9 protein-coding genes and 1 pseudogene are annotated in these 17,630 nt (G+C 53.8%); 2 read left to right on the forward strand and 8 right to left on the reverse strand.

Annotated features, from left to right (window positions below; genetic code table 11):
• Positions 1-15: 15 nt before the first annotated feature.
• From BGP77_RS01860 to trxA, 3 genes are all read right to left on the reverse strand, one after another.
• The gene (locus tag BGP77_RS01860) at positions 16-402 is read right to left on the reverse strand and encodes a DUF1761 domain-containing protein (protein ID WP_158269240.1); all 387 of its coding nucleotides are present in this window, start codon (positions 400-402) and stop codon (positions 16-18) included.
• A 128-nt stretch (positions 403-530) separates the two neighbouring features.
• A complete protein-coding gene (locus BGP77_RS01865; protein ID WP_108163044.1) occupies positions 531-3,143 on the reverse strand; it encodes an acyl-CoA dehydrogenase in 2,613 nt (870 codons plus the stop codon).
• 283 nt (positions 3,144-3,426) lie between these two features.
• A complete protein-coding gene (gene trxA / locus BGP77_RS01870; RefSeq protein WP_108163045.1) occupies positions 3,427-3,753 on the reverse strand; it encodes a thioredoxin in 327 nt (108 codons plus the stop codon).
• 125 nt (positions 3,754-3,878) lie between these two features.
• Between trxA and BGP77_RS01875 the strand changes: the two genes are divergently transcribed.
• Positions 3,879-4,763, forward strand: coding sequence for a LysR family transcriptional regulator (locus BGP77_RS01875; RefSeq protein WP_108163046.1), 885 nt, complete (start codon positions 3,879-3,881; stop codon positions 4,761-4,763).
• A gap of 11 nt (positions 4,764-4,774) precedes the next feature.
• On the opposite strand, the gene orn is transcribed toward BGP77_RS01875, so the two are convergent.
• Positions 4,775-5,317 (reverse strand): oligoribonuclease, encoded by a 543-nt coding sequence (gene orn / locus BGP77_RS01880; RefSeq protein ID WP_108163047.1) that lies wholly within the window; start codon positions 5,315-5,317, stop codon positions 4,775-4,777.
• Between the two features lie 72 nt (positions 5,318-5,389).
• Between orn and rsgA the strand changes: the two genes are divergently transcribed.
• The gene (gene rsgA, locus BGP77_RS01885) at positions 5,390-6,406 is read left to right on the forward strand and encodes a small ribosomal subunit biogenesis GTPase RsgA (RefSeq protein WP_108163048.1); all 1,017 of its coding nucleotides are present in this window, start codon (positions 5,390-5,392) and stop codon (positions 6,404-6,406) included.
• A gap of 7 nt (positions 6,407-6,413) precedes the next feature.
• On the opposite strand, the gene BGP77_RS01890 is transcribed toward rsgA, so the two are convergent.
• From BGP77_RS01890 to BGP77_RS01905, 4 genes and pseudogenes are all read right to left on the reverse strand, one after another.
• Positions 6,414-6,986: a hypothetical protein gene (locus tag BGP77_RS01890; RefSeq protein ID WP_146171161.1), complete on the reverse strand. Its 573-nt coding sequence runs from the start codon at positions 6,984-6,986 to the stop codon at positions 6,414-6,416.
• Positions 6,987-7,024: 38 nt separating this feature from the next.
• Positions 7,025-7,579 (reverse strand): hypothetical protein, encoded by a 555-nt coding sequence (locus BGP77_RS01895; RefSeq protein WP_108163050.1) that lies wholly within the window; start codon positions 7,577-7,579, stop codon positions 7,025-7,027.
• A gap of 144 nt (positions 7,580-7,723) precedes the next feature.
• Positions 7,724-8,938: pseudogene (locus BGP77_RS01900) on the reverse strand (serine protease); the annotation flags it as partial.
• An 815-nt stretch (positions 8,939-9,753) separates the two neighbouring features.
• On the reverse strand, positions 9,754-17,622 hold the full coding sequence (locus BGP77_RS01905; RefSeq protein WP_233252273.1) for a hemagglutinin repeat-containing protein: 7,869 nt from the start codon (positions 17,620-17,622) through the stop codon (positions 9,754-9,756).
• Positions 17,623-17,630: the final 8 nt, after the last annotated feature.

The following is a 17,630-nucleotide window of genomic DNA, read 5'->3' on the forward strand; positions in this document are numbered from 1 at the left end:
CTTTTCCGCGCCTTCTTACCGTAAAAAACCGCAGATCGCGCCCATCAGAATAAACACCAGACTGGTGTGACCGACGTTGATCAGATACAACCGCATCGGCCGGTGCTCGAACAGATAGTGCACCGCCAGCGCCAGCGCAAAAAACAACGCCGTTAAGCAGCCCAGTTGCACGCCGTGCATGACGGTGTCATCGCGCGCGGCCAGCTCAAAGAAAATCGCCATGACCAGTTCGAGCAAAACCGTCGCGCCCATCATCAGCTTAAAGTTGGACTGTTTGAACTGCTCCAACGTCACACCGGACGCCTGACGCCATTCCTCGCCCAGCAAAGGGCCATACCACAGGGCACCAACGCCCATCCCTACCGCTGTAGCCAACACCACCGCGACAATATCCATCACCATGACAATGCTTCCTGGTCCGACCAACAATGCTGCCAGCATAGGAGAAAAAACGCAGTTAAGGGAAGTGGCGGCAGCGTGCCGTTCTGGCAACGCTGCCGCCGGGACAAGCGGGGCTGGTCTGGAAAAGTTTAGTTAGACTCGTCCGACGACGAACTGTCCGAGCGCTTCTCAGTGGTACTGCGCGCCGTTGTTGTGGCGCTGGCATCGGACTTGGCTTTGGACTTCGCCTTAGCTTTAGCCTTCGGCGCCGACTTGGCTTTGGCTTTCGCCGGTGCCTTCGCCGCTGACTTTGGCTTGCCGTTATGCCAGACCACCTTGGACGGATCGCGTGCCAATTCATCGAACGCGAAATCGTCCACGGTCAGCAGATCGAGCACCTCAGCTTCGTACGCCACCATAAAGTCGCGATCGTCCTGGCTGATGACGTCTGCTTTCAGAGCGGCCTCAAAACGCTGCTCCGGGTGCAACGCGGTCATCGGCAAATGACCTTTGGCGTACGCTTTGTCGATGGTGCGGTACAGATCGGTCGCTCGCTCGTTGTCTTTCAGCAAGGCGTTGTAACGCGCTACCGGGTTGCTGTACTGACCTTTGCTGTGCGTCTGCCAGGTGTCTTCAAGCAGATACGCGCGCAACTTGGAATCGGTGGATACGTCGTGAGCGATCTCAGACGTCAGCCGATCGGCCGGCATGTGCCAGCGACGACCCAGCGGTAACACCACCGGACGCACCGCGCGCGCCACCCAACGGTTGGGCAGGTTGTGCAGCACTTCATCCAGCGCCAGCTCAGCGCGGTGCAGCAGGAACTCACAGGAATAACGCATCAGCGCTTCTTCACCAGGCACCTTGCGGCCTTCCTGCCATTGCTTAAGCACCATTGACGTCATGTACAGATTCGACAGCACATCACCCAGACGCGCCGACAGCATTTCACGCAATTTCAAGGACCCGCCCAGGGTGCCCATGGCTACGTCGGCCATCAGACTGAAGGACGCACTGAAGCGATTCACCGCGCGCGCATAACGCGCCGCTTCGCCATTGAACGGATTGCTGCCGGTCGGCACACCCAAAGCCGCTGAGAACGACCGCGCCACGTTACCAGCCACCATGCCTAGATGGCCGAAAATGGCTTTGTCGAAGGCTTTCACGTCGTCGGCGTCTTTGGCCGCCAGCTCGTCGAGCACATAGGGATGGCACCGAATGGCACCCTGACCAAACACCATCAGACTGCGGGTCATGATGTTCGCGCCTTCAACGGTAATCGACACCGCCGTTGCCGAATAACCAATCCCCAAATAGTTACGCGGACCCAAGGTGACCGTTTTACCACCATGAACGTCCATGGCATCGGTCACCATCTGGCGTTGGAATTCCGTCAGCTGGCTTTTCAGTATGGTCGACGGCACCGCCGGTTTTTGACCGTTATCGATCATATTGGCGGTATGCGCCACCGTTGCCCGCGCGATGTAACCCATGGCGGCAATACGCGCCAGCGGCACCTTAACGCCTTCCATCTCCGCCACCGGCGTATTGAACTGACGGCGAATACGAGTGAAACCACCCGCCAGACCGGCCATATAACGACCGGTACCGGAGGCACCCGACGGCAAGGTAATGCAGCGCCCCACCGACAAACATTCCACCAACATGCGCCAGCCCTGGCCGGCCATGTCGGCACCACCGATCAGGTATTCCATTGGGATAAAGACATCTTTGCCTTTGATCGGGCCATTCATAAACGGGCTGCCAATCGGGCAGTGACGACGACCGATTTCCATGCCGTCCGTGTCCCGCGGAATCAAGGCGCAGCTGATGCCGATGTCTTCAACATCACCCAGAAGTTTGTCCGGGTCGAACATGCGGAACGCCAAACCGACAACGGTGGCGACCGGCGCCAGCGTGATCCAGCGCTTCTCGAAATTCAGCCGAACACCCAAGACTTCTTTACCGTTGTGCATGCCTTTGCAGACGATGCCGGTATCGGGAATGGAAGTCGCATCGGAACCGGCACGCGGACCGGTCAGACCAAAACAAGGCACTTCGCGCCCGTCGGCCAGACGTGGCAAATAATGGTTTTTCTGTTCATCGGTGCCGTATTTCAGCAGCAGTTCACCCGGGCCGAGTGAGTTCGGTACGCCAACAACGACCATCAGCGTTTCGTTTAACGACAGCTTTTGCAGCACCGCCGATTGCGCCTTGGCTGAGAAGCCCAGGCCGCCGTATTCTTCGGGGATGATCATGCCGAAGAATTTTTCTTTCTTCAGATAATCCCACACCGCTTCGGGTAAATCGGCTTGCTCAACGGCCACTTCCCAGGCATTCACCAAGCCGGTGACGTGATCGCACTGATTGTCGATAAACGCCTGTTCACGCTCCGACAAACCCGGATTGCGCTGTCCCAGCAATTGCTGCCAACGCGGTTGGCCGGAAAATAACTGGCCATCCCAAAATACCGTACCGGCTTCCAGAGCCGTGCGTTCGGTTTGCGATACGCGCGGCGCGACCTGTTTAAAAAACGCAAACAACTTCGGCGTCAGCCAGCTGCGACGCAATTGCGGCAGACCGGCAAAGGCCACACCCGCGGCGATAACGGCGAGCAACAGCCCCAGCAAAGGACTGCGCAAAACGAATGCGACCACCGTCAACACTGCCAACGTGATGACCGACACCAGCGCGCCCGGTTCGCGGCGCAGCACGGCCAGCATCACCACAACAGCGAGGATCAACACCAACAGATGGTTCATAAGGATCTCCCGGTTAGAAAAATTCTTGGAAGTTGCCGAATAGCTCGTGCAGAACTCCCTTGGCACAGTAAACCAAACAACTGTTTGAAAACGTATCGATTTACGCGCTCAGATGCCAATACTAGGAGATTTTTTTGATGGTTGTTGACTTCAGCGCAATAAAAAACGCCCAACAAGCGTCTTATTGAAAACAAAAATGGCAGACAAAAAAATGCCCGGCGATTGCCGGGCTAGAAATGAGCGGGCCGGGAAAAAGCCCGCTGCTCCCTGGGTAAAAGGGGAATCAGGAAGCGTGCTCACCAATAAAGGTTTTCAAAGCGCTGGCTGGCTGAGCGCCAACGCGGGTACCCACGGGTTTACCGTTTTCAAACATCATCAGCGTCGGCAGACCACGAACGCCGTACTTGGCCAGTACGTCCGGGTGAGCGTCAGCGTCGAGTTTAACGATGGTGACTTTGCCATCGTACTCACCGGCCAGATCTTCCAGTACCGGAGCAATCATTTTGCACGGGCCGCACCAGTCGGCGTAGAAATCGACCAAAGTCAGGCCTTCACCGCCTTCGACAGACTGGGCGAATTGTTCAGCGTTCAGCATGGTTACAGCAGACATAGCGTTGTTTCCTTGAATGACTAACTTTGACAAGACACATGATAAGTCTGATCTCATTTGATACTAGTCATGAATTTTGAGCTTCTTTGTGCCATATTTGGCACAATCATTCGGAGCAGCCTTTTATGGATCTCGACGGCCTGTCCCTGTTCATCGATACCGTTAAAGCCGGCAGTATCACCCGTGCCGCCGACAAGCGCGGCGTACCCAAGTCAACGCTCAGCCGCCATCTGCGTCAGTTTGAAGAACAGCTCGGGGTGAAACTGCTGGAGCGTTCCACGCGCCGGCTCGACCTCACCGAAGCCGGACAAATGCTGTTCGACAGCGCCACGCCGTACATCGAAGAACTCGACGACATTCAGGAGTCGGTACGCGCCTACCAGCGCCAACCCAAAGGTCGGTTGGCCATTCAGATGCCGCAGGAACTGTTCACCACCCAGATGGGCGAACTGATCAGCGAATTCCTGCAGCGTTATCCGGACATCAGCCTCAGCTGCACGCAATACAGCGGTCTGTTCCCGGCGCCGTCACCGGACTACGACCTGCAATTCGTGCTGCACGACAATCCGCTGCCACCCAGTGAATGGATCGCCCGGACCTTAATGAGCATTCCCCAGGGGTTGTTTCTGGCGCGTCACTGCAGCGACCAGCAACCCAGCCGCATGAGTGACTTGGCGCGGTGTCGCTGTATTTTGCAAGCGGGAGAAACGCAGTGGTCGTTTCGTGTAGGACAGCGCGTTGAAACCGTCGCGGTGTCGGGCCGACTGGTTTTGAACAGCCCGGACATGCAATTGCAGGCGGCCATACGCGGATTGGGCCTGGCCCGGCTGGCACGCTACCAGGCCGAACCCTATGTACGCCGCGGCGCGCTGTTGGAAGTGAAACTGGAAGGCCAGCCGGTCGCCCAACAGTTAACGGTGATTTATCGCAGCCGGGAACTGCCGCTGAAAACCCGGTTGTTCCTCGACCACTTCCAAAACCACATCGGCCGACTGTACAGCGTGCTTTAACGCTTCAAACGTTAAAGCTTCAGGAAAGTCTCGCGGTAATGGCGCAGTTCGTTGATGGAATCGAGAATGTCGTCGAGTGCACGATGACTGCCCTTCTTATGAACCCCGCCCAACACTTCCGGCCGCCAGCGACGCGCCAGTTCTTTCAGCGTTGATACATCGATGTTGCGGTAATGGCAGTAGCTGTCGAGCTTGGGCATATAGCGAATCAAAAACCGGCGATCCTGCCAGATGGAATTGCCACACAGAGGTGAGGCGCCGGGCTCCACCCAGTCGCTGAGAAAATCGAGCGTTTGTTGTTCCACCTCGGCTTCGCTGAGCGAGCTGTCTTTCACGCGCTGCGTCAGCCCGGATTGACCATGGTGCGTGGTGCACCATTCGTCCATACCATCGAGCAGCGCATCGCTCTGATGCACCACCAAGGTGGGCCCTTCGGCCAACACATTGAGATCTTTGTCGGTCACCACCGTGGCGATTTCCAGGATGCGATCGGTGTCCGGATCCAGGCCGGTCATCTCCAGATCAACCCAAATCAGATTCGTTTGTTTATCCATGCATTCAACCTTTGTTCCGGTGGACGTGTAGAATAGACGCAGAGTATAGCGCCTGAGCCTTCACGTCGATTCATGAGCAAACGCAAACTGTCCCGTCAGCAACAATTCCGCATTCGCAAAGTTCAGGATGAACGCTTAGCGCGCGCGCAAAAGAAAGAAGCCGTCATCGATGAAAGCGCGCTCGGTGACGCCCGGCCGGGTCTGGTGGTCAGCCACTATGGCGTTACCACCGACGTAGAAAGCGACGACGGCGAACGCACCCGCTGCCACAAACGCACCAACCTGCCTGCATTGGTGACTGGCGATGTGGTGTTGTGGCAACCGGACGATAATAACAGCGGCGTCATCACCGCCTGCCAACCGCGCCGCAGCGAACTCGGTCGCCCGGACAGCCGCGGTCAGATGCGCCCAGTGGCTGCCAATGTTGATCGCATCATCATTGTTGCCGCACCCAGCCCAAGAACACCGGCGAATCTGATTGATCGTTATCTGGTGGCGGCGGCTCACCACGACATTCACCCTATCATCGTGCTGAACAAAATCGACTGCCTGGATCAGGCACCAGAGATGCGCGATGAACTCGCGGAATACCAAACACTGGGCTACGAAACTCACGCGCTGTCGGCACAGACCGAAGCCGGGATGGCAGAAATCCGGCAGCTGGTTGCCAGTGGCAATTCGGTGTTTGTCGGGCAATCCGGCGTCGGCAAATCGTCCATCATTGCGACGTTATTACCGGAAGAAATGATTAAAGTGGGTGAGATTTCCGAAGCCACGGGCAAAGGCCGACACACCACCACCACCGCCAAGCTGTACCACATTCCCGGCGGTGGCGATTTAATCGACAGCCCCGGCATTCGCGAATTCGGCCTCTGGCACGTCGACGCCGACAGCCTGCTCGCCGGTTTTCCGGAACTCGCCAACTCGGCCGATCAATGCAAATTCCGCGACTGCAAACACAAGAGCGAACCCGGTTGCGCGGTGTGCCAGGCCGTGGAAGAAGGCACGCTCTCGCAACGACGTTACGAGAGTTTTCTGGCCATCCGGGATTCGTTGGATGAAGTGTCGATGCGCGAAGAGCCGCGCTGATTCAAGGTTAAAGCTTGAACTCGATATTGACGGTCATCGAGGTGGTGGAAACGTCCAGATAGTCGTCCGAATAATAAAAACTGGCGTCCGCCATGCGCGCCATCATAAAGGTCGAACTCACCTGCAGGTGTTTAAACACTTCATAGCCGGTTTCGAGCAAAAACGCATGGCCGCGATTATCCAATGCTTCACTGCCACCGTTCGAACGATATTTACCGAGCGCAACGGCCACCGTGAAATAAGGCGACCCGACATCCGCATTCAGATAATGGGAAAAACCAACGCCGGTCAGCGTCAGGGTTGCCGACTCAATATTCGACTGTTGACTGCTGTAGTTTAGCTCGCTGACCTGACCAAACCCGAACATGGCATCCACAGGCGTGGGCATAAAACCCACCTTGACCCGTCCAACCAAACCATCGCTGGACGACGCTGGCCGGCTCTCCACTTCCCAGCTGGAAACACTCTGGTTATTGAGGCCATAACCCACCCCAACGTTGAACACAAAATCATTGCGTTCCGCGTGGGCCTGGCCGGCCCAAAAAGCGACCACCAGAATCAAAACAATTTTCTTCAACATCGACGCGTCATCCACGGCAGCGCAAAACCGGTGCGGGTTCAAAATTTAAACTCCAGCTGGAAGGCAGCCGTCATCAGCCGCAGGCTTTCACGATTCACCCGGTTCACCGAATCACTGAATTCCAGCACAGCACCCATCTGCAGATGCTCATTAAATTCATTACCGGCGCCAATCAGAGCGCCATAGCCTTCGGAAACGCCCACCGGAAAATGCTCGTACAGCTTCACGCCCTTCACCCCAAAAGCGGTTTCAACATAGGGTGAACCAACGGTCGGTTTGAAATAGTAGGTGTAACCCAGGCCGGAAAACGACGATAAACCCCAGCCGTTATCGTCCCAATCGGAACGATACATGCGCAGAATACCGAGTCGATATTGATAATAAATGGCGTGCTGAGGGGAGAACATACCGCCCAGCTTAAAGGACGCGACCGACGTAGGACGTTCATAGGTATAAACATCGCCCTCCATCGCGTAAAAATTCGCGTCAGTGGGGCCGACACCAATACCCATCGCAATCAAGATATCGCTGCGTTCAGCCTGGGCAGAAGCACTGCTCAGAACGAGCAATGCGAACAGAATTCGTTTTACCACGGAGGACCATCCCTACAGTGTCGCTACGACTCAAAGCGACCTATCGAGAATCTTACGGCATTGAGAAGGGCTTGCAATACCCGCCATAAACCCAGGTGTCGCATCTGTCCACTGACTCAGAATGAGGCACCGCAACAAAACAAATTACTGCGGCTGAGCACCACCCAAACCCACACGATTGGAATAGCGCACCGGGTTTTCAATCTGCCAGACGTTGTCGGACACCGGCAACGGCATCACAAAACGCAACAACTGCGGCGCGGTACGACACATATCTTTCTGCGTACGCAACAAGGTTAAGCGGTTGCCTTCAACCCGCAAAAACAAGTGACCGTCTTCGGTACAGCCATGCGACACCACCGAGAACTCCAAGCCTTCCGCCTTCACTTCCGGATTGAACAACACCTCAGGCTCACCCGCGCCCTGAGGCAGGCTGGAGCAACCCGCCAGCGTCAACGCCGCGACCAGCGTTGCGAAAGACACACCGAATCGACGACAACGAGCCATCGCCAGCGGCAGACTTAGCAACAACGCCCAAAGCCCAACTGCACCACCACCACTGGAACGCCAAGGGTTTTCATTCATCTTATTCACAATCCATGACCTCAATTCTTTGATATCGGTATAAACGCCATAAGTTTTAGCACAATCGAAACCCCAGCTAACAATACCGATTTGCTCCAGGTCCGAACCTGACGACCCAGAACCATAAACCAAAGGCCCTCCGCTATCGCCCTGGCAGGAATCTTTCTGCTGATCACCATCCAGCGGGTCCACCCCATCGGCAAACCCCGCACACAGCATTGAAGCGCCGTGAATCACATTCGAATCACCCAGTTTTATCCCATACTCCGCCGAACAGGTGGCGTCGGAGACCGTTGGCAAATCAACCGTTTGCAACGCGATATCGGGCTCTGGAGTAATATCATCCGATTCACCCGACGTGCGCTCACGCGTATCGCCATGACCAATCACCGTAGCGTCGCCCAGAAAGGTAGACTGCGCCCGACTGGTCAACGCAATGGAATCATGAACCGCATTGATGGGCAGCCGGATCAACGCTACATCATTGCGAACGGTTGCCGCGTTATAACCCGGGTGCACTGCCACAGTTTGCGTACTGCGAGCTAAAGTAAAACCCGACGACGGCAAAGCATCCAACGCAATAAGACCTGAGAATTCATAACCGGCCGGTGGAGTGATGCTGCCTTCGCGACGGCAAGGGCCACTCGAAGGACAATGGACGTAACCATAGGTATTGGAATGATTGCCCAACAGAACAGCGAAACGCGCTCCATGCTTCAGATTCGACACACAGTGTGCAGCCGTCAGCACTGTGCCATCGCCTAAATAACTGCCACCACAAAAATGAAACTAAAACTCATCCGACGAAGCCCCACTTAACGTGCTTTCTACTAACAACGCCGCATAAAAGTCATAACCCGAAACCACCGGGTCACCGCCTATCACTCGGGGAGCAATCTCTAAAGCGTTAGCAGAAGAAGCGATACATGTGACACAAACAGCCAGGAACCAGCCTTTCATGAGTGATCACCCGTTTGTCGGGGAAGCAGTGACAGTACATTAGCATATAGAGGGTGTTAGGGGGGGGGGGGGGAATGGAAAGGTTGACTATGACTTTAGATCGCGCCAAAAAAATTCGTAGAGTAAAGTGTCATTATATCAGTGATTCGCTTCTACTGAGTCGGGGCAACAATATAATTTTCTATATTAAATAGTTTTAAAGCCCAACTTACATTTAAAGCTTATTTTAAAGCATAATTGACTCACCACATTTGATGATCAATGCATGTAGGGAATTTTTTTATTTTAATGAAAACTGCGACGCATTGTCTCATCTCTTATGAGTGAACAAATTTTCTACACTCTGGCATACCAAACTGATTCCCTTCTGAGGTTTATCATGTCTGCCCTCTAAAAATCTCTGCTCGCCCTAAAATAATCAACAACTCAAAATTAGCCTTTTTTACTCACAAATAAACAATAATAACAGTGCTCAATAAAAAGCACTAAAGCGGATATCCTATCCAACCGAGCACCGGAAAATCACTCATACAGGTCGTTGCCTCTCGAAGTTAATACCTACACTACAGCCAACATTACAAATCAACTTAAGGCAATGCCAGACCATAATGGACTCCTTTTTATCTTTATTACTCAGGATAATCATCTGTATCTCCCTTACTATCAATCACAATATCCTCAGCTCTGTTCCCAACAAACGTTCCCAATGCATCATTTATCATATCATTTTTTGAGCCTGCTTGATTTAGATGACGGCTAAAAGCATCACCGATTAACAAGCCACCAAAGGAAGTTGCTGCGCCTTCTATATCACCATTATATAGTGCCCCCACTATTTCAGAATAATCTTGAATATCATGTGCATACTTCCAATATTTTATTGGAGCACCACCCGTATACTCCCATACCAATCCTAATCCATCTCGAAGGTCTTCTGTTTCACTACTAGTCGCCCATTCTGGGAGTTGCTCTCCAATAATCTGAATTGCATTTGGTGTTGGTTCATCAGCTTCAACTGTCACACGTCGCTCATGGATAGCATCATTGCTTTCCACAGCGTCGGGCTCATCTGCTTCTCTATATCCTGAAGTAATAACGTACGGCGAGCCCTCAATTCCAGCAATATACTCAGCCACTTCAGGATCATAATCACCTGGCAATTGAACCAAGATGTATTCACCTTCATTTGCACCAGGGTATGTTTGCCAGTTTGCACCATTTTCAAAATCACCACGAGTTTGTTCAGTGAACTCTTCACCAGTCAGATCTTCATTTAGAACAATAACTCGATTTTGAGATGCACTTTCACCTAGAGCGCTATTGTCCATCTCACGCATATTGGTAACTAGCATTTCATAAGTCATCTCAGGGGTAGCATTGGCCAAAGCCCACTCATGCTCAAAGTCATACAACGGCCTATAGTCCAGTTCCTCCCGCTCTGCCAAATCACTAAACTCTGCATTATTACTCGCCAACAACGCAGCATTCGCCGACGGATTCTGAACAGCAATCGGGGCCGGGCGGTATTGGTTAATATTGTCACTATTGATTGCTGCATTGAGTCGATACGACATATCAGCAAAGAAACCGGTCGTATGGGCGCTGATTTCACCGGCCCCATCTAGATGCATGCTTTCATGCGCAACCGTGTTGACCACGCTTCCCGTTTTACCTTCGCCTGTGTCGATATACATGGTGTTGGTTTCTTCATGAGCGGCACCGTAGACCGCATTGCCATCTGCATCGACGGCATCTTCGGTGACTTTGGCCCGGTCCGTGGTTCCAAGTTCTTCGCCGTTCAATGCTGCATCCAGCAAGTTAACGGTATCCTGCATTACCTGGGCATCTTCAATATCACCATCGCGCATGGCCTCGACATAGCCTGCCAGCGCACCACCATCCCTATAGGCCACATCTTTTGCGGCAATGGTGGTGTTGAAAGCATTGGCTGCCTGGCCAACATCCAATTGAGTCACGACGTCCCAGCCGCTGCCTGCGACCGCGCCAGCCGCTGATATATCGGCAACAATACCGCCGGTCATTTTAAAAGAATTCGACAGGAGGTTTTTATGATTCTCCAGAATGGTATTACGGCCATCCTTAGTCAGGAACTGACCATCCACTGTGAAGCTGGTATTCAAGCCCCCGGTATCAACATCCAGAGTCGTAATCTGTGCATCGGCGATATCACGATTCAATCCTTCCGGTGCATTGCTGTCATTTAAGGCCACACCACCGACCTGTATGTTGCCACCGCCTAATGTTGCCTGGGTGCTGCCTTCCATTTCATGGCCGGAACGGCTGGCTGTGACTGTCGCGCTGCTGGGTTTCCAGCCCTCACTGTCGGAATCTTCCGTGGTCGGTCCGCCAGCACCTTCATCCTCTGCCGAGCCGTTGCTAAAGTTCATCGTCACGCCGAAACCGCTTTGGTTGCTATAGCTACTGTCTTCCAAATTGGAGACATTCAGTTCGCCCGTAACCAAGTTCAGGTTGCCGTGATCTTCCAGTACGCCGTCTTCGTTAACGCTGGCGTTTGCAATCATCCCACCGACTAAGGTGGTGCTGTCCGCGGTAATCTGACTGTTCTCACCATCAGTGACTAGCAGTCGAGTCTGATTATTAACCTGCTTACCCCGATCTTCACCGTCACCCACATTGCCGCCCAGACTGCTCAATGGGTTATCTTTGCTGAAGCTCGCATTCATGCCCGCACTGGAATTCGTGCTGTTGTGAGTGTCTTGCAAACTCTCAATGGTCAGGTTGCCAACATCCAATTGCGCCGTTTGCGCGGTCACTTCTGCGCCACGCAGTGTGAAGTTTTCACTGTCACTGGTTAATGTGCCCACGTTAAAACGGCTGTTAACGTACTGCGTGCTGGTGCTTTCACTTTCCGAAGCGTTCACACCCAGACTGCCGCCGCCAGTGAGTCCACCCAGTGACTCAGCTTTCATGGTGAAATTGCCACCAACTGTTGTACTGTTGCTCTCGCTGGAACTGGAGCTGGAATTAACACCGGCGGTGATCAAGGTATTCGTGCTGTTTAGGCTGGCAAGGCCCGCGGTGATGTCGCTGCCTTGGAAGGTCGCATTCTCACCACTGACCGTCAGACTACCCGCACTGATACTGGACCCTTGCCAAGTATTTTGCGTGCTTTCGCTGTGGCTAGAGGATCTAGTGACTTCAGCGCTGCCGCTGAGGTAGAAGCCAGTGCCTCCGGTTGCCGTCGCTGCTGTAGCGCTGGCTGCGACCGAGGCGGCAAAGGCTAACTGAGCTTTGGCGGCTGCAGCGACAGCGGCCGCATGATTCAGCTTATAATCTTCGAGTGCAGATTCCGCCAACTCACCATTTCTAACTCGCTCTTCGGCTCGCTCAAGCGCGCGATGAGCCTCACCGACGCCTTCTGTTGCTTCTTTCAGCGCTTCAGCACTGTGATAGGTATCAGCATAAGTATTTCGGACGCCCACACTGATGGTCGTCGTTTCAGTTTCGGTATCGGTTTCCTGGGTCGTAGTCGCCTGATGACCACCCACAACAACATCTTCCTCAGCCTGCAGCACGGCCTGGTTGGTTACATCAATATTGCTGGCCAGGATGTTGATGTCTTCATCCGCCAGCATGATGAGATTACCGGCGTTGATGGTGCTGCCTTTATGAGTGGTCGATGTTTGGGTATTGGTAACGGTTTCGGATTTTAGCTCTACACTTCCGAGCGTGAATTCAGAGGTCTCGTCATCGTATGACATGCCATCCGAGGATAGCGTTGTTTCACTCTCCGATGTTTTCGCTTCTGAGGTTTCTTCCGCAGAGACAACATTAACGTTGTCGGCAGAAACAATGGCTGTTCCTTCTGTCGTAATATCACTGGCAATGATGTCGACTTGCTCTTCTGCAGCCAGGATCATATTGCCACCAGCTTCCAGGTCACTGCCATGCTGAGTGGTTGATGTGTTTTCTTCACTGCTGGATTCAGACAGGGTGACTTCAAAATCGTCGTCAAAATAACCACCAACAACGCCTGCCGCTGCAACAGCAACCTTGGCTATGCCCCGCCACTCTTCCGTCTCATGTTTCCAGTCTTCATTGGTCAGTGCCAACGAATCGATGATCAACTGGTCGGGCGTGCCTTCGCCATTTACGGCGCTGAAGCTGCCGTCGTCATTCTGCTCCACTTCCAGGTTGCCGATCATCAGGTTGTTTTCGGCGTCCAGGTCGGAGGCGGTGATGTGAACGGTGTTGTCCGCCTGCAGTTGGATGTTGTTGCCAGTCAGTGAGCTGCTGGCGGCGGTTTGTTCAATGGAGCCTTCGTCTCGGGTTTTCTTCTTGAAATCTGTCGTACGTTCGTAGGTCTCACGGTCGTACTGCTGATCAATACCAGCGAGAATGCTGATGTCTTCTGCAACAATTTGCAGAGTTTCAGCGGTATTCAGATCAGATGCCTGGATGGTAACTTCATCACCCGATTGAATGACTAAATTACCGTTGCCCGCATTGATACTAGAGCCAACAGCCGTATTCGAACTTTGTTCGCTGGTACGGGTAGTCGATTTTTTGCTGACTGCGTTCCAACGTGTTCTCGTACTGCTTGTTGAGCGACTGGCAGACTCATAGGCAGCTAAAATATCGATGTCGCCATCAGCACTCAGCGAGACACCATTTTCACCCGTTACATTTGAGCCTTGGATAGTGACATCGCTGCCAGATTGAATCTGAACAATATCGCCACTGAAATTACTGGCAATGACATCGGTATTTTCAGTGGTAGTGACTGTTGTTTTGCGTGAGCTACTGAACCAGCCGCTTCTGCGTGAACTTTTAGCGGTGGTTGATGTCGAGTAACTCTCTCCTGCCAGAATATTAACGTCACCGTCTGCACTGACACGCAACTGCTCGCCAGCTTCCACACTTGCCGCCGTAGCATTGACATCATCTCCGGCATTCAGAGCTACTGAACCGCCCCCGGTAATTTGCGTACCAACATCATGGCGCTCTTCCGACTTAGTATAATTGCGACTAGATCCGACTCTGCTGGAGGCTGATTCAACAACCGTATTCAAATTAAGGTCATTTTCTGCATCCAGATACACATCACCTGCACTATCGACTTGTGCACCGGTCAAATTAATATCGTTGCCAGCTGTAGCAATTATTTTGCCGGTTCCGTTGGTTACCGACAAACTGGCATATTGGTCAATGACTTGACTGCTGGTCTCACCAAACTGATTACCTGATGTGTTGCTTTGTCCCTGTGCATACCAGTTACGATTATTCGAATATGACCGTTCATAAACACCACGGCTTTGTGTCGTAGTAGTGGTTACATTCAGGTCTTTGCCCGCATCCAGAGCCAGCAAATCTTCAGCCTGCACACTGGCACCAATAACATTAATGTCTTCGTCGGCAGAGAGTTGAACCTGTCCACCGGTAATGGCACCGCCTTCGTGGTTGATGTTCTCGGCGTCTATCTTGGCGGTATCGGTAGCCTGCACGGTACCGTTGTTCGTGAAGTCACCGTCGACATCGATATTAATGTTACGACCTGCTAACAAGGCGCCGCTGGCGTCCAAGTCACCATCACGAACAATGGTATAAACCTTGGGAACTAAAGCGGTTGTCACTTGACCATCGTCCAGTGTGACTTCCTGTTCCACCAACCAGACGATGTCGGTGGTCAGCGCTTCAACCTGCGCTGCGGTAAGAGCAATACCTGGGCGCAACTCTTGCTCTTGCGCGAAGGTCACACCGGCGGTCATCAGGTTTTGATATTGAGTATTATCGTCGGTGTTATCGCCTAAATACCGCTGGCCGGTTTGCGCAATAATTTGTTCTTTGATCAGTTGCTGTTCGTAGAAACCATCGCCCAAACGAACCGGTGCTTTATCACCAACAAAGCCCAGAGCGGTGAGCATAAAGTCCGAGTTCAACCAATCGTTGTAGCTAGCAAAAGCTGGGTCAGTTTGAATTAAGTAGCCGGACGAAGTGTTCGGCATAATTTGGAACAGGCCGCTAGTCGTGAGTTGCGTCAGCGAAGGCGCATCCCCCAACCCTTCCGCCCGAGTTCTGGCATCAACCGACGAGGTAAGATCGACTGCTGTATTTTGCGCCTCTTGAACGGCTGTCAAGCCAACGGTGCGATCAATGGTCTTGGTATAGGTTTCGGTTACATAGCGTGTCTTTCTTTTACGGAGTGAGTCCCATGGTCCGTAATAATGCCAATAACGCTCTTTATAGCGATAAGTGCCATTGTGAGTCGTTGTTACATCAACTCGTGTTTGTTTATTTTGAAGAGTAGTACCGTCAACATCTAAGGTTTCACCCGCAATAATATGACTATCGATATTTCGAGCGTCATTACTGGTGATATTGATATCACCGCCACTGCGAATCACACCCTGGCTTTCAGAGGTTACTTCAGCACCGTAAACTTTAATCGTGTAGTCACGATAATCAGTACTGTTGAGTTCAATGTGTTCGTGGTCGGTATCCACCACAACGATCTTATACTCCAAATGATCGTCGCGGTTTACCAGCCGATCCGCTGTGAGGAACATATCCCCATAACTCTCAATGGTCGCACTGCGGTTCAACACGTATTCCGCCGAACCGGTCGCTCGGTACCCATCCGTTAAACTGCCGCCGATCGATAACCCACCCAGACTCATCAAGGTCGAGCCATCGGCGTTATCAACATTCGTCGCGCCAATGTCGAGCCATTCGCGCGCGGCGATGGTGCCGGTTTGACCGCCGTCGGCGAAGTTGTTGAGTTGGTCGGCTTGCAGGCCGATGTGGTCGCCGTAGATGCGGCCGCTGCCAATGTTGGTCAGGGTGCCGGCGTCGATGTACGTCTGGTCGCCGTCGATCAGGCCGCGGTTGGTTAGGGTGTTGGCGACGGTCAGTTCAGTTCGGGCGGCGTTGATGGTGCCGTTGTTGCTGAAGCTGCTGGTGAAGGTGAAGGTCAGGTCGTCTTCGCCCTGGATGTCGCCGTCGCTGTTGTTCAGCGCATCCAGCTGAGCGATCAGGCTGCCGGCGCTGAGTTGGCCGTTGCTGTTGTTCCAGTTTTCGAGCGTCAGGTCGGCGCTGCGGGTGTCGATCAGGCCGTCGCTGTTATTCAGTGAGCTGCCGTCCATGCTCAGGCTGTTGAGCTGGAGTTCGCCGTTTTGGTTGTTGATCGATTCGGCGGCGAGGTTCATTAAGCCGGCGCTGGAAAGGGTGCCGTCTTGGTTGTCGGCGAGTGTATTGACCTGGATGCGACCGGCCAGCGGTGCTTCGGCGGGCGTGTCATCGGCGCTGTCGGTGGGGGCGGTGGGTTCGCCGCTGGTGCCGTCGGTCGGGGCGTCGACCTCGTCCGGCACCTCAAGATCAACGTCGTCGTCGCTGTCTTGTTCCAGTTGGCCGAGCCAGCCGTTGCGGTTGTCGAGTTCGGCCAATTCCAGATCCAGTTCACGGCTGCCCAGTTGCTGGAGGGTGCCGTTGGCGTTGATCAGGGTGTCGGTTTCAATATCGAAGCGGTTGGTTTGCAGGTTGCCGTCGCGGTTGTCGAGCGTGTCGGTGCGGGCAATCAAGGCCTCTTCAGCGGTGATGTCGCCGCTGTTGGTGAGCGTCTCGGCGGTGACGTCGACATCGCCCTGCTCGGCCTGAATGGTGCCGGCGTTCAGCAGTTGGCCGTCTTCGGTGATGACGACGTTGCCACTGGTCGCTGCCAGGGTGCCGTGGTTGTGAATGCCGACGCCGTCTTCGGTGCCGACCAAAAAGATTTTACCGGCGTACATGCCGCCCAGAGAGGCAACATCGATGGACGCGCCGACCGGCGCTTCGGTGTCGTCTTCCAGGGTTAATTGCGTGGCGTCCAGCGTGCTCGCGTTCACCTCATTCGCACCCGCGACGACCGACACATCCTTCGCCCAGATGCCGGCGTTCACATCCACCGCGCGTGCGATTAGACGGGTGTAATCGGTTTGTTGGCCGTCCAGACCCTCGCCGTTAATGCCAATGGTGCCGCCGGTGACCCGATAGTGATCGAGATGGCCGCCGAGCATGACCGGGCGACCGGTGGTCAGCGTCGCGCTGGAGGCGTTAATGAACCCCGCGCCATCGACCTGAATGCCCGACGGGTTGGCGATGATCAGCTCCGCTCGGCGACCGGCAATTTCGATATAGCCTTGCAGGTACGACGGATCGTCGCTGTTGATTTCGTTGAGAATAATGCTGGCCGTGCCCTGGTTCAGATTGGCGTTGCCTTCCACCCAACCGGCCAGTTCGGTTTGCACCGAATTTTTGCTGTTGTTGAGAATGGCGCCATCAGAGTCGACGTCGAATTGGCTGTAGACGTTGCGCGACACCCCACCGGCACTCGGCTTGGTGATGTTCACCTGAGTAACGCCGCTGGCGGATTCCGTGACCGTGGCCTGATGGGCATTGCTGGCGTTGCTGTCGGCGGTGATCTGGGTATCGGCCTGCACCATGGCCAGCCCCCCGACGAGCACCACCAAGCCTTTGCCCACCGCCCGGG

It is taken from the genome of Saccharospirillum sp. MSK14-1 (genome assembly GCF_003054965.1).
Taxonomy (GTDB): Bacteria; Pseudomonadota; Gammaproteobacteria; order Pseudomonadales; family Natronospirillaceae; genus Saccharospirillum.